Here is an 18,545-nt window from a genome sequence, read left to right as displayed (position 1 = left end):
CCCCGCTGTAGCGGCTGGCAGGCCCCGCTGTAGCGGTCGGCGGGCCCCCGCCGCAGGGGCCGGCAGGCCCCCGTCGGAGACACCGGCAGGCCCCCTGTCGTAGATCGCTTGCGACGCGCACACTGGAGCCCTGGGGTAGGGAGGCTCCGCATGACGACGATCGGACGCTGGCTGGCCATTCCCTGGCGTCGCTCCGTCGTCGTCGCCCTCGCGGGCGCCCTGCCCGTCCTGGCGTTCCCAGCGCCGTCGCTGTGGTGGTTCGCGTACGTCGCCCTGGTCCCATGGCTGCTGCTGGCCCGCTCGGCGCCGACCGGGCGGCGGGCCGCGTACGACGGCTGGTGCGGCGGCTTCGGCTATCTGGTGGCGGTGCACCACTGGCTGCTGCCGAGCCTGCATGTGTTCATCTTCCTGATAGGCGCGCTGCTCGGACTGCTCTGGATGCCCTGGGGCTGGCTGGTGCGCCGGTATCTGGGCGGCACCCCCGCCCCCGGCCGGTGCGCCGTCGCGCTCCTCGTGCTGCCCTCGGGCTGGCTGCTGGTGGAACTGGTCCGCTCCTGGCAGGGGCTCGGCGGACCCTGGGGCATCCTGGGCGCCAGCCAGTGGCAGGTGGCGCCGGCGCTGCGGCTGGCCTCCGTCGGCGGGATATGGCTGCTGAGCTTCCTGGTGGTGGCCGTGAACGTGGCGGCGGCCGTGCTGTTCGCGGTGCGCGGCGCCCGGCTGCCCGCGGTGGCCACGGTGCTCGCCACCGCCGCCGCGACCACCGCCGCCTGGGCATGGGCGCCCCGGCCGCAGATCGACGGCCGGACGCGGATCGCCGTCGTACAGCCGGGCGTCGTGACCGGGCGGGACAGCCCGGAGCTGCGTTTCGACCGGGAGGAGCGGCTGACCCGGCGGCTCGCCGGGCAGGACGTCGACCTGGTGGTGTGGGGCGAGTCCAGCGTCGGCTACGACCTCGCCGACCGGCCCGACCTGGCCCGGCGGATCGCCGCGCTGTCCCGCGCGACCGGCGCCGACGTCCTGGTGAACGTGGACGCCCGCCGCTCCGACCGCCCCGGCATCTACAAGAGTTCGGTGCTGATCGGCCCCAACGGCCCCACCGGCGACCGGTACGACAAGATGCGCCTCGTCCCGTTCGGCGAGTACATACCCGCCCGTTCCCTGCTCGGCTGGGCCACCTCGGTGGGCAAGGCGGCCGGCGAGGACCGCAGGCGCGGCACCGAGCAGGTCGTGATGAACGTGGGGCACGGACTGCGGATCGGCCCGCTGATCTGCTTCGAGACCGCGTTCCCCGACATGAGCCGGCATCTCGCCGAGGACGGCGCGGACGTGCTCCTGGGCCAGTCCGCCACCTCCACCTTCCAGCACAGCTGGGCGCCGGAGCAGCACGCCTCGCTGGCCGCGCTGCGTGCCGCCGAGACCGGCCGCCCGATGGTGCACGCGACCCTCACCGGCGTCTCCGCCGCGTACGGACCCGGCGGACAGCGGCTCGGCCCCTGGCTGGGGACCGATGCGAGCACCGCACGCGTGTACGACGTGCCGCTCGCGCACGGCATCACGCCGTACGTCCGCTACGGCGACTGGCCGGTGCACGCCGCGCTGCTGGTGCTGACCGCGCTGTGCGCCGGCGAGGGGGTGCGGGCGCTCAGGCCGCGCCGGGGAGGTCCTGAACCGCTCGTACCACCCGCTCGCACAGCTCATGGGTCGCCAGCGCGTCCCGGCCGCTGAGCAGGTGCCCGGCGCGCACCGCGTCCAGAAACGTGTGGACCGCCTGTTCGATGCCGCGCTGCCGGGCCACCGGCACCCAGTCGCCGCGCCGGCGCAGGGTCGGCTGGCCCTTGTGGTCGATCACCTCGGCGAGGTTGATCACCTGGCGCTTGGCGTCCTGCCCGGAGACCTCCAGGATCTCCTCCGTGGAGCCGCTGAGCCGGTTCATCACGCCGAGCGCGGTGAAGCCGTCGCCGCCGAGCTGGAGCACCACGTGGTGCAGCAGCCCGTCCCGGACCCGGCCGCGGACCGTGACCTCGTCGACCGGGCCCGGCACCAGGAAGCGCAGGGTGTCGACGACGTGCACGAAGTCGTCCAGGATCATCGAGCGCGGCTCCTCGGGCAGCCCGACCCGGTTCTTCTGGAGCAGGATCAGCTCGCGCGGGTGTTCCAGGCACTGGGCGTAACCGGGGGCGTAGCGCCGGTTGAAGCCGACGAAGAGGGAGACACCGCGCTCCTCGGCCAGCTCCACCAGCCGCTCGGAGTCCGCGAGCCGGAAGGCGAGCGGCTTGTCGACGTACGTCGGGACGCCCGCCGTCAGCAGCCGGGTGACGATCTCGGGGTGGGCGGCGGTGGGGGCGTGTACGAAGGCCGCGTCGAGCCCGGCGGCGAGCAGCGAGTCGAGGCTGTCGTGCCGCTGCCCGGCGGGCAGGTGCAGTCCGTCGGCGACCCGCGCGAGGGTGGCGGGGGTGCGGGTGTGCAGATGGAGGTCGACCTCGGGCAGCGCGCCCAGCACCGGCAGATACGCCTTCCGCGCGATGTCCCCGAGTCCGATGCAGCCGACCTTCACGTGTCTCTCCCCTGCGGTTCGCCCACCTGTACGTCCTCGGCAGCATACGGGGGCCGCCAGTCGGCGATGCCGTCGAAGCCGCGCAGGAAGAGGGCGGGGCCGAACCTGGACAGGGCGGCCATCGCGGAGTCCCGTACGGCGACGGCCACGCGACCGCCGGCCATGTTGACGCGGGCGATCCTGACGGCCTGGCGGGCGACGGCGGTCGTGCGCGGGAGCCGGGCGGCGGTGTAGGCGGCGAGGTCACCGGCATGGTGGGCGAGGACGACGGCGTCCTCGATGGCCTGGTTGCCGCCCTGGCCGAGGGTGGGCGGCATGGCGTGCGCGGCGTCGCCGAGGAGGGCGACGCGGCCCGCGTGGTAGGCGGGCGGCGGGGTCGCGATGTGGTGGACGTCGTGCCGCAGGACGTCCTCGGGCCGGGTGGCGGCGAGCACGGCGGGGACGGGGTGGTGCCAATCGCCGTAGCGGCGCAGGAGTTCGGCGCGTTCGTCGTCCGGGGCGCGGCCGCCCGGCGGGGTGACGGCCGCGGCGTAGGCGTACACCCGGCCGTCCCGCAGCGGATGCGTCCCCCACAACCGCCCCCGCCCCCAGGTCTCATGGGAGGCGAACTCGACGCCGGGCAACGGGATCAGGACCCGCCAGGTGGTGAACCCGGCGTACACCGGCCCCGGATGGGCGGGGAACAGGGCGGCGCGGACACGGGAGTTGACGCCGTCCGCACCGACGGCCAGCTCGGCCTCCAGTTCCTCACCGGCGGCGGGGTCGCCGGGATCGGCGGGCCGGGTGCGCACCCGCGCGGGCCGTGTCCCGTCGCCCGGTTCGACGACGGTGGCCAGGGTTGCCGTGCGCACGCTGCCGGCCGGGAGCAGCGCGGCGAGGCGGCCGATCAGGGTGGCTCGGGGCAGCAGCACCAGCGGGTCGCCGAAGCGGGCGGTCGCGGCGGCGGCGTCGCCGCGCGAGAGCCAGCGGCCGGACGGGGCGCGCAGGCCGCCGTCGCCCTGCCAGGCGGCCAGGTCGCGGATCTCGTCGCCGATGCCGAGGACGTCGAGGGTGCGCAGCGCATTGGGGGCGAGGGAGATCGCGGCGCCGACCGGCGCCAGTGAGCGGGCCCGCTCCAGCACGGTCACCTCCCAGCCGCGCCGGTGCAGGGCCGCGGCCGCCGCCAGGCCCCCGATCCCGCCGCCGATGACGACCGCACGCGCCGACCCTGCCATGGCTCTCCCCTTTCTCACTACAACTGTAGTGCCCACCACGCTACTACAGCCGTAGTGCGACGGATAGGGTCTCCCCATGCCCGCACGCACCACCCCCGGCCCGTCCCGCGCCGGCCTCGTCGCCGACACCGCGCTCGCCCTGCTCGCCGAGCGCGGGATGCGCGGGCTGACCCACCGGGCCGTGGACGAGGCCGCCGGACTTCCGCCGGGCTCGACCTCGAACGTGGCCCGCACCCGGCAGGCGCTGCTGGAACTCGCGGTACGACGGCACGCCGAGCGCGAGGCGCGGCTCCTCGCCCCGGCCGAACCGTCCGGCCCGGTCGGCGACCTCGACGCGCTGGCCGACGGGCTCGCCCTCGCCGTGCACCGCTCGCTCACGCAGGGCCGCGCGCTGCTGATCGCCCGCTACGAACTCGCCCTGGAGGCCACCCGCCGCCCCGAGCTGCGCGCCTACTACGACCGCGCCGGCGCCGTCTTCAAGGAACAGCTGGCCGCGCTGCTCACGGCCGCCGGCTCCGCCGACCCGGACCGGCATGTGCTGTCGCTCATCGCCTGGGCGGACGGCCTGATGTTCGCGTGCGCGGCGGGGTCGTTCAGCACGCAGGTGCCGGACCGGGCGACGATCCGGGCGGGAGTGCGGGAGCTGCTCGTGGGGATGCTGGGCCACTGAAATCCCCTGGAATCCGCCGCACTTGACCGGCGAGGATGGGGCCATGACGAGCGAACGCAACGAACCCGCCCTGAACGCCGGAGAACGCGAGATGCTGGAGGGCTGGCTGGACTTCCACCGCCGGACCCTGATCGCGAAGTGCGAGGGACTGACCGACGAGCAGCTGCGCACCGCCTCGGTGCCGCCCTCGGAGCTGACCCTGATGGGGCTGGTGCGGCACATGGCCGAGGTGGAGCGGGCCTGGTTCCGCAAGGTGATGGCGGGCGAGGACGCCGGCTCGATCTACTGCTCCGATGCGGACGTGGACGGCGACTTCCACGCCACCGAGGCTGACACCTGGCAGGAGGCCCACGCCACCTGGCAGGCGGAGGTCGAGGCGGCCGGGCGGATCGCGGCCGGGCGGGAGCTGGACGAACTCTCCCGGGGGAAGAGCCGGTTCAGCGAGGAACCCTTCAGTCTCCGCTGGATCTACACCCACATGATCGAGGAGTACGCCCGGCACAACGGCCACGCCGATCTGCTCCGGGAGCGGATCGACGGCGCCGCCGGCGTCTGAGGCGTCAGCCCCAGGCCGTGGAGACCCCTCGTTCGGTGCGGGAGTTCACCCGAACGGGGGCATCCGACTCGCTTCTTTGATGCCAAACGGGTCCAAAGCCAGCATCGTTGCCCGAGTGCATCGAACGACGACCACCGCAGCGCTTCTGGTCACCGTCGCCGTCTCGGCCCTCACCGGCTGTGTGACGGTACGGCACACGGCGGCACCGGGACCGCCTCCGGGTGCCGCGCCCTCGCTCCAGCCGGCGCCCCGCACGGACGGCAGCGCGTCACCACGGGTGGTGCAGGCACCGGCGCGGGAGGCACTGGAGATGGTCGGCCCGTCCAAGGGCCCGGCACCCGCCCCCACGGCCGCCCCGCACGGAAGTCCGGCCGCCCCGCCGCCCACGCACCCGCCCGCTCCCCCGCGCCCCCAGCCACCCCGTGCGCACCGCCTCCCGCAGGCACCCCCGCGCACCTCCCAGCGGGTCCCCGCGGACGTCTGCGACCTGGGCCGCGAGTACGGCGGCTGGCGCGGCAACAGCCCGGAGTCGGAGATCTGCGAGCGGACGTACGGCCACCACTGAACGACCCGGCATCCCGGTCCCCCGTCGACCGGCCCCTCCGACGGCGGCCCCCTCGTCGCCGGCGCCAGCAGAAGTCAGCACCCCCGGCCCCGCACCGTCCCCTCAGCTGGGTCGCTGCCGAGGCGGCCCCCAGGGCCCACCGCCCGACGGACCCTCCTCCAGCCTCAGTTCGAGCCGGCCGATCGCCGCCCGGACTTCCTCGCCGTACCCGTCGTCCGCGAGGGCGTCCGCGGTGGTGCGGGCGTGGTCGAGGTGGGTGCGGGCGGCCTCGGTGCGGCCCAGCTTCACGTAGTCCGCGGCCAGGTTGAGGTGGAGGGAGGGGAAGAAGCCCGGCACGCCCCGCGGGTCGCCGTCGGGGAGTTCGCGGACCGCCGCCAACGCCCGCAGGTCCCAGGCGAGTTCGTCCTCGGGGTCGTCCTGGGTGTCGGCGAGGTAGTGCGCCAGGGTGCAGCGGTGCAGCGGATCGCCGTCCTCGCCGATCTCCGTCCACAGGTCGAGGAAGCGGCCGCGGGCCTCCTCGCGGTCGCCGGCGTGGTGCAGCATCACGACCTGGCCGATCCGCGTCAGCACCTCGTCTAGGGCCGTCTGTTCCCGTCGCTCCGCCACCGCGTCCTCCGGCGATCGTCCGCTGTCGTGCACCGACGCTAACCGGCGCCGCCCGGATTCCCGGTCAGGCGGCGCCGACTCCTCCATCAGCCCAGGTCCGGGATGCGCCAGTCGATCGGCTCGTGGCCCTGGCGGGCGATCGCCTCGTTGATCTGGGTGAAGGGGCGGGAGCCGAAGAACTTCCTCGCGGACAGCGGGGAGGGGTGCGCGCCCTTGACCACCACATGCCGGCCCTCGTCGATCAGCGGGAGCTTCTTCTGCGCGTAGTTGCCCCACAGCACGAACACGGCCGGGTCGGGACGGGCGTCCACCGCGCGGATCACGGCGTCGGTGAACTTCTCCCAGCCCTTGCCCTTGTGCGAGTTGGCCTCGCCGGCCCGCACGGTGAGGACCGCGTTGAGCAGCAGCACGCCCTGCCGGGCCCACGGCATCAGATAGCCGTTGTCCGGGACCGGGAGGCCCAGTTCGTCCTGCATCTCCTTGTAGATGTTGCGCAGCGAGGGCGGGGTCTTCACGCCCGGCCGGACCGAGAAGCACAGGCCATGGCCCTGGCCCTCGCCGTGGTACGGGTCCTGGCCGAGGACGAGGACCTTCACCTTGTCGTACGGCGTGGCGTCCAGCGCGGCGAAGACCTCCTCGCGCGGCGGGTAGACGGGGCCCTTCGCCCGCTCCTCCTCGACGAACTCGGTCAGCTCCTTGAAGTAGGGCTGCTCCAGTTCGTCGCCCAGAACCCCGCGCCAGGACTCGGGCAGCATGGCGATGTCGGTCACGTCAACGTCCTCACGATGTCGATCAATTACCGCGTGCGGTCACTTCAGGATTCAGAACCTACAGGCGACCACTGACAGCGCTCCCCCGCAGGCCCGCTCCCCGCCGCTCACCAGCTCGTTTTACGGTGCAGCGTCCACATCATCATGATCGTCGAGGGGTCGAGGGCCTGCTCGCCGCCGGATATGTCGTCGCTAGCCGCCACGTACTGCCGGCCCTGCCACAGCGGCAGCAGTTGGGCGTCGCTCGCGATGATCCGCTGGGCCCGCTCCATGTCGCCGACCGTCCTGGCGCGGTCGCTCTGGGCGCGCGAGTGCGGCAGCAGCCGGTCGGTGATCTCCTTGGCCGGGTAGGGCGTGCCGAGCGCGTTGTGCTCGCCGGTGAAGGGCGCGATGAAGTTGTCCGCGTCGGGGAAGTCCGGCGACCAGCCGCGGCCGAACACCGGGTACTCGCCCTTCTGGTAGCCGACCACATACGTCTTCCAGGGGCGGCTCCTGAGGGTGACCGTGAACAGTCCGGAGCCCTCCAGCTGCCGCTTGAGCTCCTTGAACATCAGGGCGGTCTCGGAGCCGTAGCGGTCGGTGGTGTACCAGAGGGTCAGCGGGACCTTCTGGTGGATGCCCGCGTCCTGGAGGGTCGTGCGGGCCTTGGTGCTGCTCGGGTCGCCGTACTCGTCGAAGAAGGCGGTGGTGTGGCCGACGAGGCCCTTGGGGACCATCGAGTACAGCGGGTCGACGGTGTCCTTGTAGACCTTGTGGGCGATGGCGCCCCGGTCCACGAGCTGGGCGATCGCCTTGCGCACGGCGGGCCGCCCGGCCCAAGGGTCCTTGGGGTCGAACACCAGGTAGCTGATGTCCGTGCCGGCGCCGTCCACGAGCTGGAGGTCGGAGTTGCCCTGCTGCTGGAGCGTGAGGATGTCGTCGGCGCCGAGACCCCGGTAGGTGACGTCGATCCGCTTGTCACGCAGCGCCTTGACCATGCCGGCGGAGTCCTGGAAGTAGCGGATGGTCACCGCGTCGTTCTGCCGCCGGGCGAAGCCGTGGTAATTGCCGTTGCCGGTCAGGACGGCCTGCCGGCCCTCCTGGTACGAGGTGAGCTTGTACGGCCCCGAGCCGTCGGCCCCGGCGCCCTTGCGCAGGGCGCGGGCCGGGTAGTCCTTCGGGTCCACGATCGACAGGGCCGGGGTGGCGAGCACGAACGGGAAGGTGGCGTCGGACTTGCCCAGGTGGAACACGATTCCGCGGTCGCCGGAGGTGTCCACCCGGTCGAGGCTGCCAAGGAGCCCGGCGGGGCCGGCCGGGGCGTTGATGGCGCGGATGCGGTCGACGGAGTACTTGACCGCGCGGGCGTCGACCGGGTCGCCGTCGGCGAATTTCAGGCCCGAGCGCAGCGTGCAGCGGTAGGTGCGGCTGGAGGAGTCGGTGAAGGCGCAGCTCTGAGCTGCGTCGGGCTGGGGGGTCGTCGCGCCGTTCGGGTAGGCGAGGAGCGTCTGGTAGATGTTCCGGTACAGCTCCCAGGAACCGTCCCAGGCGCCGGCCGGGTCGAGGGTGCTGGGCGCGCTGGTGGTGCCGACCACGATCGGGTCCCCGCTGCCCGAGTCCCCGTCGGACAGCAGTCCGCAGCCGCCGGCGGCCAGCGACACGGACACGATGGCCGTGACTGACCGCAGGAATCGGTTCCGGTTGGACAACGCGCACGCTCCTCGATCCGCCTACCTGGGTCGGCAGACCTTACCTCAGCGTCAGTGCGCCCAACCTCCCCTGGAACATGGCCACTTGATCGAAAAGCGATGACGACGTTGTCATCCGTCTTGGTGTTCGCTGTGCGGTGTTCCGAGCGCCGGTCCGTCCGGATTCCGGCGCCCGGAAGGTGGTTTCACACCCCGGCGTTGAGGAAGAGTCCACCGTCCACGACGAGGGTCTGACCGGTGACCCAGTCGGACTGCTCGGAGGTGAGGAAGGCCGCGGCGCCGCCGATGTCGGACGGCACGCCGAGCCGGCCCAGCGGGTAGGCGGCGGCCGCCTCCTCCTCGCGGCCCTCGTACAGGGCCTGGGCGAACTTCGTCTTGACCACGGCCGGGGCGATCGCGTTGACCCGCACCCTGGGCGCGAACTCGTGCGCCAGCTGCTGGGTCAGGTTGATCATCGCGGCCTTGCTGACGCCGTAGGCGCCGATGAACGGCGAGGGCGCGAGGCCCGCGATCGAGGCGATGTTGACGATCGCGCCGCCGTTGTCCTTCTGCCAGGCGTGCCAGGTCTTCTGGGCGAAGCCGAGCGCGGAGATCACATTGGTCTCGAAGACCTTGCGGGCGACGTTCAGGTCCAGGTCCGCGATGGGCCCGAAGACCGGGTTGGTGCCCGCGTTGTTGACCAGGTGGTCCAGGCGGCCGAAGGCCTCCATGGTGCGCTCGACGGCCTCGCTCTGGTGGTCGAGGTCGTGCGCCTTGCCTGCCACGCCGATGACCCGCTCGGCGCCGAGCTTGTCGACGGCCTCCTTGAGCGCGTCCTCGTTGCGGCCGGTGATGCACACCCGGTCGCCGCGCGCGACGAGGGCCTCGGCGACGCCGTACCCGATGCCGCGGCTGGCGCCGGTGACGAGGGCGACCTTGCCGGACAGGGGCGGGAGTTCTGCGGAAGTCATGTGCGCCGTCCCCTAGTCGAGCGGTCCGCCGGCGACGTACAGCACCTGGCCAGAGACGAATCCGGCCGCCTCGCCGGTGAAGAAGGCGATGGCGTTGGCGATGTCCTCGGGCTCGCCGACGCGCTGCACCGGGATGGCACCCGCGGCGGCCTTCTTGAAGTCCTCGAAGCCCATGCCGACGCGCTCGGCGGTGGCCTTGGTCATCTCGGTGGCGATGAATCCGGGGGCGACGGCGTTGGCGGTGATGCCGAACTTGCCCAGCTCGATGGCGAGGGTCTTGGTGAAGCCCTGGAGGCCCGCCTTGGCGGCCGAGTAGTTGGCCTGGCCGCGGTTGCCGAGCGCCGAGGAGGAGGACAGGTTGACGATCCGGCCGAAGCCGGCGTCGACCATGTGCTTCTGCACGGCCTTGGTCATCAGGAACGAGCCGCGCAGATGCACGTTCAGGACGGTGTCCCAGTCGGAGACGCTCATCTTGAACAGCAGGTTGTCGCGCAGCACGCCCGCGTTGTTGACCAGGATCGTCGGGGCGCCCAGCTCCGCGACGATCCGGGCGACGGCGGCCTCGACCTGCGCCTCGTCGGAGACGTCGGCGCCGACCGCGATGGCCTTGCCGCCGGCCGCGGTGATCTTCTCGACGGTGTCCTTGCAGGCGGCCTCGTCCAGGTCGATCACGGCGACCGCGCGGCCCTCGGCGGCCAGCCGTACGGCGGTGGCGGCGCCGATGCCGCGCGCCGCGCCGGTGACGACCGCGACCCGCTGTTCAGTGGTGGACATGTGCTGCTTCTCCTCGCCCTTGAGAGATCCCGTACGACCCTTCGCGAGGGCCTTCCGGTGCGGTGAGCGACCGCTTAGTATCTTCAGCCCACACGACGCTAGAAGCCCTGGCACCCGGTGTCAACGGCTCATCCGGCCGTTGTGATCCATTACCTCACCAGGAGGTCCAGCAATCGCTCCGTCTCGGCGGCCGGGTCGGCGGTCAGGCCGGTGTGCACCGGGCCGGGCTGGACCACGGTGGAGCGGGGCGCGATCAGCCAGCGGAAGCGCCGCCCGGCGTCGTCTCCGGCCGCCTGTCCGGCCGCCGCGCCGCCCGCGCAGTGCCGCTCGATCGCGGTGAGCGCCGCCCGGATGGCGGCCGCGTCGGCCGCCGGGTCCAGGGCGCGCAGCCGGTCCTCGTCCAGATGGGTGCGGGCACCGACGTAGCCCTGCGCGCGGCAGTAGACGGCCACGCCCGCGTTGAGACACTCCCCGCGCTCGATCCGGGGTACGACCCTGATCAGCGCGTATTCGAAGACGTCCCGGTCGCCGCCCTGGCCGGCTCGGGTGATGTGGCGCTCGGTGACATGGCCGGCCATGTGGATGTGGGTCTCGCTCACTTGTCCTCCTGGGGGCCGGTGCCGGTGATGCGGTCGGCGATGACGGCGGCGCGGGCGAGCAGCGGGCGCGCGTAGGCCCGGCGCAGTTCGTCCGGAGTGCCGAAGCCGGGTTCGCCGGTGAGCCAGGCGTCCGGGATCTCGGCGGTGACCTCGGCGAGCAGGTCCTCGGTGACGCGGGGCGCGAGGTCGGCGGCGGCCGCCGCGAGGTCCGGGGCGAAGCCGGCGAGGGCGTGCTCGGCGGCGTCGTAGGGGCGGGCCGCGGATTTCTCGGCGGCGGGCCAGTTGTGGTGCCAGATCATGGTGGCGCCGTGGTCGATCAGCCACAGCTCGCCCCGGTGGACCAGGAGGTTGGGGTTGCGCCAGGAGCGGTCCACGTTGTTGATCAGCGCGTCGAACCAGATGATCCGCCCGGCCTCCTCGGGGCTCACCGCGAAGGCGAGCGGGTCGTAGCCGAGGGCGCCGGAGAGGAAGTCCATGCCGAGGTTGGTGCCGCCGCTGCCCCGTAGCAACTCCTGTACCTGCGGCTCCGGTTCGCCGAGCCCGAGCACCGCGTCCAGCTCGACGGTGACCAGGCGGGGCGCCCGGAGGCCGAGGCGCCGGGCGAGTTCGCCGCACACCACCTCCGCGACCAGGGTCTTGCGGCCCTGTCCGGCTCCGGTGAACTTCATGACGTAGGTCCCGGAGTCGTCGGCCTCGACGAGCCCCGGCAGCGAGCCGCCCTCACGCAGCGGCGTGATGTAGCGGGTCGCGGTGACTTCCTTGAGCATCGCCCCAGGTTACTGGGGCCGCCCGCGACGCGGGGCCGGAGGCGGCCGGGCGCCTCGGCGGCAGCCGAGGTCGCGCGGCAGCGCGTCGCCGCCGGTTCCGCGCGGCGGGGCGCCGTACGACAACGGGGCGCATGTCCGTCGTCCCGCGGGCCGGGCCGCAGGATCAGTCGACCTTCCGCGCGGCCGTGCGCAGCGCCTCGACCGCCGCGCGGATGGAGGGGCGGCGGTCGGCGTCGGCGCGCCAGATGACGTAGACGTGCCGGCGCACACGCTGGGTGAGGGGTACGAGGACCACGCCGTCCGGCACCGGATGGCGGCCCAGCAGCGGCGCGATGCACACCCCCAATCCGGCGGCCACCAGCTGGAGTTGGGTGTGCGTCTCGCCCGCGCGGTGGCCGACGATCGGCTCGACGCCCTTGGAGCGCAGGGTGAACATCAGCCACTCGTGGCAGAACTCCCCCTCGCCCCAGGTGATCCACTCGTCCTCGGCGAACTCGGCGAGGTCCACCTCGGCGCGGCCGGCGAGCCGGTGTCCCGCGGGCATGGCGACCTCGGCCGGGTCGTCCAGGAGCGGCGCCTTGACCAGTCCGTCGGGGACCGGCATCGGCTTGTTGTACCAGTCCAGGACCACCGCGAGATCGAGGTCGCCGCGCACCACGGCGGCGATGCCCTGCTCCGGTTCCAGCTCGCTGGAGCGCACCCGCAGCCCCGGATGCTCGGCGCGCAGCGCCCGCAGCGCCACCGGGAACAGGCCGCGGGCGGCGGTGGGGAACGCGGACAGCCGCAGCTCCCCGACGACCTGCCCGCGGTGCGCCTCCAGATCCGACTCGGCCAGTTCCACCTGCGAGAGGATCCGTGCCGCGTGCTCCGAGAGCAGCCGGCCGGCGTCGGTGAGCCGTACGCCCCGGCCGTTCTTCGCGAGGAGTTGCTGGTTGATCTCGCGTTCCAGCTTGCCCAGCTGCTGGGAGACGGCGGACGTAGTGACGTGCAGCGCGTCGGCGGCGGCGCTGACCGAGCCGTGCCGGGCCAGGGCGTCCAGGGTGCGCAGGCGCTCCAAGTTCAACATATAAGCGATCCTACGAGATACCCGGTGAGATTTCTCGATTGTGCTAAGAAGTTTGATCCCGCATCGTTGTCGTCATGAGCACGGTCACCACATCCCGAACCCAGTCCCGCACCACCCCGGACCTGTCACCGTCCCGCCCCCGCCTCGACTGGCGGCTGCGCTTCGGCGCCCTGTCCCTGATCTGGGGCTTCAGCTTTCTGCTGATCAAGGTGGGTACCGGCGGGTACGCGCCGTTCCAGGTCACCCTCGGCCGGCTGGTCTTCGGTACGGCGGTGCTGGTGGCGGCGATGGCCGTCAAGCGGGAGCGGCTGCCGCGCGGGGGCCGGCTGTGGGCGCACATGGCGGTCGCCGCGTTCTTCCTGAACGCCCTGCCGTTCTCCCTCTTCGCCTACTCCGAGCTGACCATCCCGTCCACGCTGGCCGGCATCTGCAACGCCACGTCGCCGCTGTGGGGCATGGCGCTGTCCGTCGTCGCGCTCTCCGAGGACCGGCCCACCCGCATCCGGGTCGCCGGACTGGGGCTCGGCTTCCTCGGGGTGCTGACGGTGCTCGGCGCCTGGCAGGGCTTCCACGGCCTCGACGCCACCGGCACGGCGATGGCCCTGCTCGCCTCGCTGAGCTACCCGGTGGGCTGGATCTACGTCCGGCGGACGCTCGCGGGCACCGGTAACTCCCATCTGTCGATGACCGGCGGCCAGTTGCTGCTGGCCACGGTGCAACTGGCCGTGGTGACACCGCTGTTCACCGGCATGCCGAAGCACTTCGCCCTGGTGCCACTGCTGGCCGTCGCCGCGCTGGGCGCGCTCGGGACGGGACTCGCGGTGCTCCTCCAGTACGGTCTCGTCGCCGAAGTCGGGCCCACGACGGCGCAGATGGTCACGTACTTCATTCCGGTGATCGCGACCGCGGCGGGGGTGGCGATCCTCGGGGAGTCGCTGCGCTGGAACACGCCCGTGGGGGCGGTGATCGTGCTCGCGGGGGCGGCGCTCACACAGGTGCGGGGGAAGAAGGGCGCCACACGCTCGTAGACCGGCTGCTTTTGGACCACCCCGCCGCGGCCCGCGCCGCCCCGCCGCACCCCACGTCGGCAAGTTCTGGATCGGTCGTTGCGATACAGGGAGGCGCGCCACGACCCCGCGTGACGCGCCGTCAGCCATAGGTACGTGCCGGTGACGGTCGTACCGCCGCCTCGACCGCCTCCGCCAGCGGTTCGATGTCCCGGGGGGTCAGCGGGGACACCGTGATGCGGACGGCCGGGGGGCTGGACAGGCGGAAGCGGGCGCCCGGAGCGACGCCCCACCCGGACTGAAGAAGGCGGGCGACGGTGGCCGTCTCGTCGGGGACCGGGACCCAGACGTTCATGCCGGTACGCCCACGCGCCTCGATGCCACGGGCGGCCAGCGCCTCGATCAGGGGCTGCCGCCGGGAGCGGTACGACTCCGCCACCGCCGTCCGGTCCACCGCGCCCTCGATCCACAGATGGGCCACCGCCCGCTGGAGCAGCAGGCTCACCCAGCCGGGCCCGAGGCGCAGCCGGCCGCGGACCCGGTCGACGGTCACCGGGTCGCCCGCAAGGACGGCGAGGCGCAGATCGGGCCCGTACGTCTTGGCTGCGGAGCGCGCGAAGGCCCAGTGCCGGGTGGCGCCCGCGAGGGGGTGCGGGGGCAGGTCCACGATGCCGTGGCCGTGGTCGTCCTCGATCAGCAGGGCGTTCGGATGCGCGCGCAGCACCGCGCGCAGGTCACGCGCGCGGGCGGCGGACACGGCTGCGCCGGTCGGGTTCTGCGCGCGGGCGGTGACGATCACCGCGCGGGCCCCGTCGGCCAAGGCGCGGGCCAGTTCCTCGGGGGACGGCCCGTCGTCGTCCACGCTCACCGGGACCGTGCGCAGGCCCAGCGCCGGCAGCAGATCGAGGACGCTGCCCCAGCCGGGGTCCTCGACAGCGACCGCGTCACCGGGCCTGAGGTGGGCGGCGAGGACGCGCTCGATGGCGTCGAGCGAGCCGGAGGTGACGGTGAGGGCCCCCGCGGGGACGCCGTCCGCGTCGAGTTCGGCGCGGGCGACGCGGGCCAGGCCGGGGTCGACGGGGTCGTCGCCGTAGAGGACGGCCCGCCGGTCCCCCGCCTCGGCCGCCGCGGCGAGCGCCGGGGCGAGGGACGGCAGCAGGGCCGGGTCCGGGTTGCCGGTGGACAGGTCGCGGGCGCCCGGCGGCACCTCCACCCGCAGCTGAGCGCGTCCGGTGGTGACCGGCTTGGGCCGCACCCGACTGCCGCGCCGCCCGGCGGTCTCGATCACCCCGCGCTCGCGCAGCGTGCGGTAGGCGGCCGCGACGGTGTTCGGATTCACCCCCAGCCGGGCCGCCAACTCCCGCATGGGCGGCAGCGGTTGGCCGGGGCGCAGCTCCCCGGTGCCCACCGCGCGTTCGACGTCGGCCGCGATCTCTGCTGCGCCCCGGCCCTCGATCCGATAGTCTCCTAGCACAAAACTCATTATGCACTAGTACAAATGCGAATCGCCTGTCGGCTTCGCCTTGGAGGGACCGTCATGCCGGGCACCACCGCGGAAACCCAGCCCACCGTCTACACACCGACCGACCGCACCGTTCCCACCCGCAGCGCGGACCGGGCGTCGTACGACAAGGAGCTGGTGCACGCGATATTGGACGAGGGGTACGTCTGCCACCTGGGCTTCGTCCGCGACGGCGCGCCCGTGGTGCTGCCCACGCTGTACGGCCGGGTGGGCGAGCGGCTCTACATCCACGGCTCGACGGGTTCGCGTCCGCTGCGGATGACCGGCGCCGCCGATCCGGGTCTGCCGGTGTGCCTGACCGTGACCCTCGTGGACGGCCTGGTGCTGGCCCGCTCCGCCTTCCACCACTCGATCAACTACCGCTCGGTGGTGGTGCACGGCATCGCGCACGAGGTCACCGACCCCGAGGAGCGGCGCCGCGCGCTGGACGCCCTGGTGGACCACGTCGTGCCGGGGCGCGCCGCCGACTCCCGGCCCGCGAACAAGAAGGAGCTGGCCGCCACCGCGGTGATCCGCCTCGACCTGGACGAGGTCTCCGCGAAGCTGCGCACCGGCGGCGCCAACGACGAGCCCGAGGACCTCGCCCTCCCGCACTGGGCCGGTGTCGTCCCGCTCCGCAAGGGGTACGACGCCCCGGTCCCGAACGCCGACCTGGCGCCCGGGACCGAGCTGCCGGACTACCTCGCCGGGGAGTAACTCCCCTTCGACTCCGCCGGGTTGTCGCCGGGTCCCGCCGGGCGCCCGCCACCACCGCGTCCGGTCGCCTCGCTCACGGTCAGGCCCGCGACCGCCGTGAGCATCAGCAGGGTGCCGATCACGGTGGTGGCCGTGAGCCGCTCGCCGAGCAGCAGCACGGCGAGCACGGCCGCGGTCACCGGCTCCAGCAGCATGATCACGGAGACGGTGGCGGACCGTACGACGGCCGCGCCCGCGAAGTACAGGGCGTACGCGAGGGCCGTGGGCACGGCGGCGATGTAGCACAGGAGCCACAGCAGCCGGGCCGGGTGGCCGGTGTGCGGGAGCAGTCCTTCGTGCAGCGCGAACGGCAGCAGGCACAGGGTGGTCACCGCGAAGGCCCACACGGTGGTCTCGGACGCATCGGCGCCGCCGTCCCGGCCCCACCGGCGGGTCAGCAGGGTCATGGCGCCGTAGCCCGCGGCCGACAGCAGCGCGAGCAGCACCCCCGCGGGGCGGACGGCCGCGCCCGAGTCGCCGAAGGTCAGCACGGCGAGTCCGGCGAGGGCGCCGGCCACCGACAGGACGCCGCCCGCGCCGAGCCGTTCGCCGAGCAGGATCCGGGCGCCGAGCGCGATGAGCACGGGGCCCGCGCCGAGGGTGACGACGGTGGCCACGGCGAGTCCGGTGGCCGCCACGGCCGCGAAGTAGGCGGTCTGGAACACCGCGAGTCCGAGGCCGGTGGCGAGGGCCTTCAGCACCCGGCGCGCCACCGGTTCGGCCGCGCCCCGCCGGGTCCGCGGGCGCAGACCGCGGCCGGCGAGCAGCAGCAGGAGGCCCAGCGCGCAGCGCCAGAAGGAAAGGCCGAAGGCGCCCATGTCACTGGTCCGGTAGACCAGGGAGGCGGCAGCGCCCGCGGTGCCCCAGGCGGCACCGGTGACGATCAGATACAGCAGGCCGCGCCCTACGGGCAGGCCGGTGGAAGTGTTCGGGTTCGAGGTCGAGTTCGAGTTCGATGTCGCGTCTGACAAGGGAGTTTCTCCGCAGGAACGCACCCGAGGGGTGCGGAAGTTCGGGGGCGGCCCGATCGATCGGGTCGCGCGGACTTCGTCTGCGGGCAGCACCGTCCGGCCCGGCGCCGATCGCGCCGGGCGGGTGTCCCGGAGGCCCGCCTCAGGCGGCCGGGGGCGGAAGTACGAGCGTGGACGGCATGACCAGCACTTTAGGCGGAGGTGCGGTGCCCCGACAACGCCCTTTCCGGGCCGCCGGGGACGACCGGTTCCGGCGACCCCTTGGCGGGCGTCGCGGACTGGGCGATGAACGCGCCGGCCAGGACGATGACGCCGCCGAGGACCTGCGGCGCGGACAGGCGCTCGCCGAGCAGCACCCAGGCCAGCACCGTCGCGATCACCGCCTCCAGACAGGCCACGACCCCGGCGACCTGCGGGGACAGCCGTCGTACCGACAGCACTCCGGTGATGTAGGCGACCACCGTGGCGGCGAGCACGAGCCAGGCGAGCAGGGCGGGGGCGGGTACGGCGGTGCCGTTCATCCGCGCCGAACCGGTGAGCGCGGCCCAGTGGAGCTCCCAGGGGCGGGCCACGGCGGTGAGCACGAGGGCGCCCACGAGCAGGCCGTACGCGATGACGCCGAGCGGGTCCGGCGCGTGTTCGCCCGCGTCGCCGCCCTGGTCGGAGAGGATGAAGTAGCCGACCTGGCAGCAGGCGGCGGCGAGCGCGAACGCCAGGCCCAGCGCGTCGAAGCTCAGCCCCGACCAGACCTCCACCACACAGGCGAGACCCCCGGCCGCGAGGACGACACCGAGCGCGGCGGCGCGGGTGACGGACCGCCGCTGCACGAACCGCACCCAGCCGAGCACCAGCGCGGGCGCCAGGTACTCGATGAGCAGCGCCACGCCCACGGGAATGCGGGACAGGGCCGCGAAGTAGCAGGCCTGGACGCCGGCGACGGCGAACAACCCGAACCCGAGGAGCAGCGCGGGGCGGCGGCGCAGCAGGGCGCGATGGCGCCAGGCGATCGGCAGCATGACCAGGGCGGCGCCGGTCACCCGCAGCCACACCACATGCAGTGGGTCGATTCCCGACTCGATCAGCGGCTTGGCGGCCACTCCGGACCCGCCGAAGGCCAGCGCGGAGGCGAGCGCGAGGCCCAGACCGACGCCTCTGCCGCCGGTTTCACTGCTCTCAGAGGTACGCACCGGCACATGATGACAGGCGACGACAGGAGCGTCATCCTCGTTGACACCTGTCTCAGGGGATGGACGGCGGACGGGGGGCCGCCGGGGCGGGGACGGACGGCAGACGGGGGCAGCGGGGCGGGGACGGACGGCGGATGGGGGCCGCGGGGCGGGGACGGACGGGGGCGGAGACGGACGCGGGCGGGGGGCGCTGAGGCGGGGATCGACGGCGGACGGGGGGCCACGGGGCATGGACGGACGGGGGTCCGTCGGGCAGAGATCGACGGCAGACGGGGCTCTCGCCGGGGCGCGGACGGACGGCGGACGGAGGCCCGCCGGACGGGGACGGACGGCAGACGGGGGTC

Annotated in this window: 19 protein-coding genes; 6 read left to right on the top strand and 13 right to left on the bottom strand. The window is 73.4% G+C overall.

Annotation, left to right across the window (positions count from 1 at the left end; all coding sequences use genetic code 11):
• The first annotated feature begins 150 nt into the window (after nt 1-150).
• Nucleotides 151-1,725, top strand: coding sequence for an apolipoprotein N-acyltransferase (gene lnt, locus ACE4Q9_RS28355; protein WP_397987060.1), 1,575 nt, complete (start codon nt 151-153; stop codon nt 1,723-1,725).
• On the opposite strand, the gene ACE4Q9_RS28350 is transcribed toward lnt, so the two are convergent.
• Entirely contained in the window at nt 1,643-2,554 is a 912-nt protein-coding gene (locus ACE4Q9_RS28350) for a Gfo/Idh/MocA family protein (protein WP_397987059.1), read from the bottom strand. The two genes, lnt and ACE4Q9_RS28350, sit on opposite strands and share 83 nt — an antisense overlap.
• The gene (locus ACE4Q9_RS28345; RefSeq protein WP_397987058.1) at nt 2,551-3,768 is read right to left on the bottom strand and encodes an FAD-dependent monooxygenase; all 1,218 of its coding nucleotides are present in this window, start codon (nt 3,766-3,768) and stop codon (nt 2,551-2,553) included. The genes ACE4Q9_RS28350 and ACE4Q9_RS28345 overlap by 4 nt, the downstream gene beginning before the upstream one ends.
• Before the next feature lie 76 nt (nt 3,769-3,844).
• Here ACE4Q9_RS28345 and ACE4Q9_RS28340 point away from each other — a divergent pair, with 76 nt between their 5' ends.
• The 3 genes from ACE4Q9_RS28340 to ACE4Q9_RS28330 all read left to right on the top strand — a co-directional run bounded on the left by ACE4Q9_RS28340 (nt 3,845) and on the right by ACE4Q9_RS28330 (nt 5,559).
• Nucleotides 3,845-4,438 carry a TetR/AcrR family transcriptional regulator gene (locus ACE4Q9_RS28340; protein ID WP_397987057.1) on the top strand — a complete coding sequence of 198 codons (594 nt, stop codon included), beginning with the start codon at nt 3,845-3,847 and terminating at the stop codon, nt 4,436-4,438.
• A gap of 43 nt (nt 4,439-4,481) precedes the next feature.
• Nucleotides 4,482-4,994: a DinB family protein gene (locus ACE4Q9_RS28335; protein ID WP_397987056.1), complete on the top strand. Its 513-nt coding sequence runs from the start codon at nt 4,482-4,484 to the stop codon at nt 4,992-4,994.
• 115 nt (nt 4,995-5,109) lie between these two features.
• Nucleotides 5,110-5,559, top strand: a complete 450-nt coding sequence (locus ACE4Q9_RS28330) for a hypothetical protein (RefSeq protein ID WP_397987055.1) — start codon at nt 5,110-5,112, stop codon at nt 5,557-5,559.
• Nucleotides 5,560-5,661: 102 nt separating this feature from the next.
• On the opposite strand, the gene ACE4Q9_RS28325 is transcribed toward ACE4Q9_RS28330, so the two are convergent.
• From ACE4Q9_RS28325 to ACE4Q9_RS28290, 8 genes are all read right to left on the bottom strand, one after another.
• Nucleotides 5,662-6,165: a hypothetical protein gene (locus ACE4Q9_RS28325; RefSeq protein ID WP_397987054.1), complete on the bottom strand. Its 504-nt coding sequence runs from the start codon at nt 6,163-6,165 to the stop codon at nt 5,662-5,664.
• 86 nt (nt 6,166-6,251) lie between these two features.
• Nucleotides 6,252-6,935 carry a uracil-DNA glycosylase gene (locus ACE4Q9_RS28320; RefSeq protein ID WP_397987053.1) on the bottom strand — a complete coding sequence of 228 codons (684 nt, stop codon included), beginning with the start codon at nt 6,933-6,935 and terminating at the stop codon, nt 6,252-6,254.
• Between the two features lie 107 nt (nt 6,936-7,042).
• Nucleotides 7,043-8,623 carry an ABC transporter substrate-binding protein gene (locus ACE4Q9_RS28315; protein WP_397987052.1) on the bottom strand — a complete coding sequence of 527 codons (1,581 nt, stop codon included), beginning with the start codon at nt 8,621-8,623 and terminating at the stop codon, nt 7,043-7,045.
• 185 nt (nt 8,624-8,808) lie between these two features.
• On the bottom strand, nt 8,809-9,573 hold the full coding sequence (locus ACE4Q9_RS28310; protein ID WP_397987051.1) for an SDR family oxidoreductase: 765 nt from the start codon (nt 9,571-9,573) through the stop codon (nt 8,809-8,811).
• A 12-nt stretch (nt 9,574-9,585) separates the two neighbouring features.
• Nucleotides 9,586-10,347, bottom strand: a complete 762-nt coding sequence (gene fabG / locus ACE4Q9_RS28305) for a 3-oxoacyl-ACP reductase FabG (RefSeq protein ID WP_397987050.1) — start codon at nt 10,345-10,347, stop codon at nt 9,586-9,588.
• A gap of 149 nt (nt 10,348-10,496) precedes the next feature.
• Nucleotides 10,497-10,946: a DUF3037 domain-containing protein gene (locus tag ACE4Q9_RS28300; RefSeq protein ID WP_397987049.1), complete on the bottom strand. Its 450-nt coding sequence runs from the start codon at nt 10,944-10,946 to the stop codon at nt 10,497-10,499.
• Nucleotides 10,943-11,713 (bottom strand): HipA family kinase, encoded by a 771-nt coding sequence (locus tag ACE4Q9_RS28295; protein WP_397987048.1) that lies wholly within the window; start codon nt 11,711-11,713, stop codon nt 10,943-10,945. Before ACE4Q9_RS28295 ends, ACE4Q9_RS28300 begins: the two co-directional genes overlap by 4 nt.
• Before the next feature lie 163 nt (nt 11,714-11,876).
• Nucleotides 11,877-12,779, bottom strand: coding sequence for a LysR family transcriptional regulator (locus tag ACE4Q9_RS28290; RefSeq protein WP_397987047.1), 903 nt, complete (start codon nt 12,777-12,779; stop codon nt 11,877-11,879).
• Between the two features lie 74 nt (nt 12,780-12,853).
• On the opposite strand from ACE4Q9_RS28290, the gene ACE4Q9_RS28285 reads away from it, so the two are divergent.
• Nucleotides 12,854-13,807: a DMT family transporter gene (locus tag ACE4Q9_RS28285; RefSeq protein ID WP_397987046.1), complete on the top strand. Its 954-nt coding sequence runs from the start codon at nt 12,854-12,856 to the stop codon at nt 13,805-13,807.
• Nucleotides 13,808-13,928: 121 nt separating this feature from the next.
• On the opposite strand, the gene ACE4Q9_RS28280 is transcribed toward ACE4Q9_RS28285, so the two are convergent.
• Nucleotides 13,929-15,260, bottom strand: a complete 1,332-nt coding sequence (locus ACE4Q9_RS28280; protein WP_397987045.1) for an aminotransferase class I/II-fold pyridoxal phosphate-dependent enzyme — start codon at nt 15,258-15,260, stop codon at nt 13,929-13,931.
• A 63-nt stretch (nt 15,261-15,323) separates the two neighbouring features.
• Between ACE4Q9_RS28280 and ACE4Q9_RS28275 the strand changes: the two genes are divergently transcribed.
• On the top strand, nt 15,324-16,004 hold the full coding sequence (locus ACE4Q9_RS28275) for a pyridoxamine 5'-phosphate oxidase family protein (RefSeq protein ID WP_397987044.1): 681 nt from the start codon (nt 15,324-15,326) through the stop codon (nt 16,002-16,004).
• Here the strand turns inward: ACE4Q9_RS28275 and ACE4Q9_RS28270 are convergent.
• The gene (locus ACE4Q9_RS28270) at nt 15,986-17,014 is read right to left on the bottom strand and encodes a DMT family transporter (protein ID WP_397987043.1); all 1,029 of its coding nucleotides are present in this window, start codon (nt 17,012-17,014) and stop codon (nt 15,986-15,988) included. The genes ACE4Q9_RS28275 and ACE4Q9_RS28270 overlap by 19 nt on opposite strands.
• Before the next feature lie 191 nt (nt 17,015-17,205).
• The gene (locus ACE4Q9_RS28265) at nt 17,206-18,207 is read right to left on the bottom strand and encodes an EamA family transporter (RefSeq protein WP_397987042.1); all 1,002 of its coding nucleotides are present in this window, start codon (nt 18,205-18,207) and stop codon (nt 17,206-17,208) included.
• Nucleotides 18,208-18,545: the final 338 nt, after the last annotated feature.

The organism is Streptomyces sp. AM6-12 (assembly GCF_044327085.1).
Taxonomy (GTDB): domain Bacteria; phylum Actinomycetota; class Actinomycetes; order Streptomycetales; family Streptomycetaceae; genus Streptomyces.
This window is presented reverse-complemented; position numbering and strand designations above follow the sequence as displayed.

Coding starts and splice junctions, on each gene's coding strand:
- ACE4Q9_RS28295 (WP_397987048.1), bottom strand. CDS start 11,713: ATGCTCAAGGAAGTCACCGCGACCCGCTACATCACGCCGCTGCGTGAG.
- ACE4Q9_RS28340 (WP_397987057.1), top strand. CDS start 3,845: ATGCCCGCACGCACCACCCCCGGCCCGTCCCGCGCCGGCCTCGTCGCC.
- lnt (WP_397987060.1), top strand. CDS start 151: ATGACGACGATCGGACGCTGGCTGGCCATTCCCTGGCGTCGCTCCGTC.
- fabG (WP_397987050.1), bottom strand. CDS start 10,347: ATGTCCACCACTGAACAGCGGGTCGCGGTCGTCACCGGCGCGGCGCGC.
- ACE4Q9_RS28345 (WP_397987058.1), bottom strand. CDS start 3,768: ATGGCAGGGTCGGCGCGTGCGGTCGTCATCGGCGGCGGGATCGGGGGC.
- ACE4Q9_RS28310 (WP_397987051.1), bottom strand. CDS start 9,573: ATGACTTCCGCAGAACTCCCGCCCCTGTCCGGCAAGGTCGCCCTCGTC.
- ACE4Q9_RS28285 (WP_397987046.1), top strand. CDS start 12,854: ATGAGCACGGTCACCACATCCCGAACCCAGTCCCGCACCACCCCGGAC.
- ACE4Q9_RS28275 (WP_397987044.1), top strand. CDS start 15,324: ATGCCGGGCACCACCGCGGAAACCCAGCCCACCGTCTACACACCGACC.
- ACE4Q9_RS28335 (WP_397987056.1), top strand. CDS start 4,482: ATGACGAGCGAACGCAACGAACCCGCCCTGAACGCCGGAGAACGCGAG.
- ACE4Q9_RS28290 (WP_397987047.1), bottom strand. CDS start 12,779: ATGTTGAACTTGGAGCGCCTGCGCACCCTGGACGCCCTGGCCCGGCAC.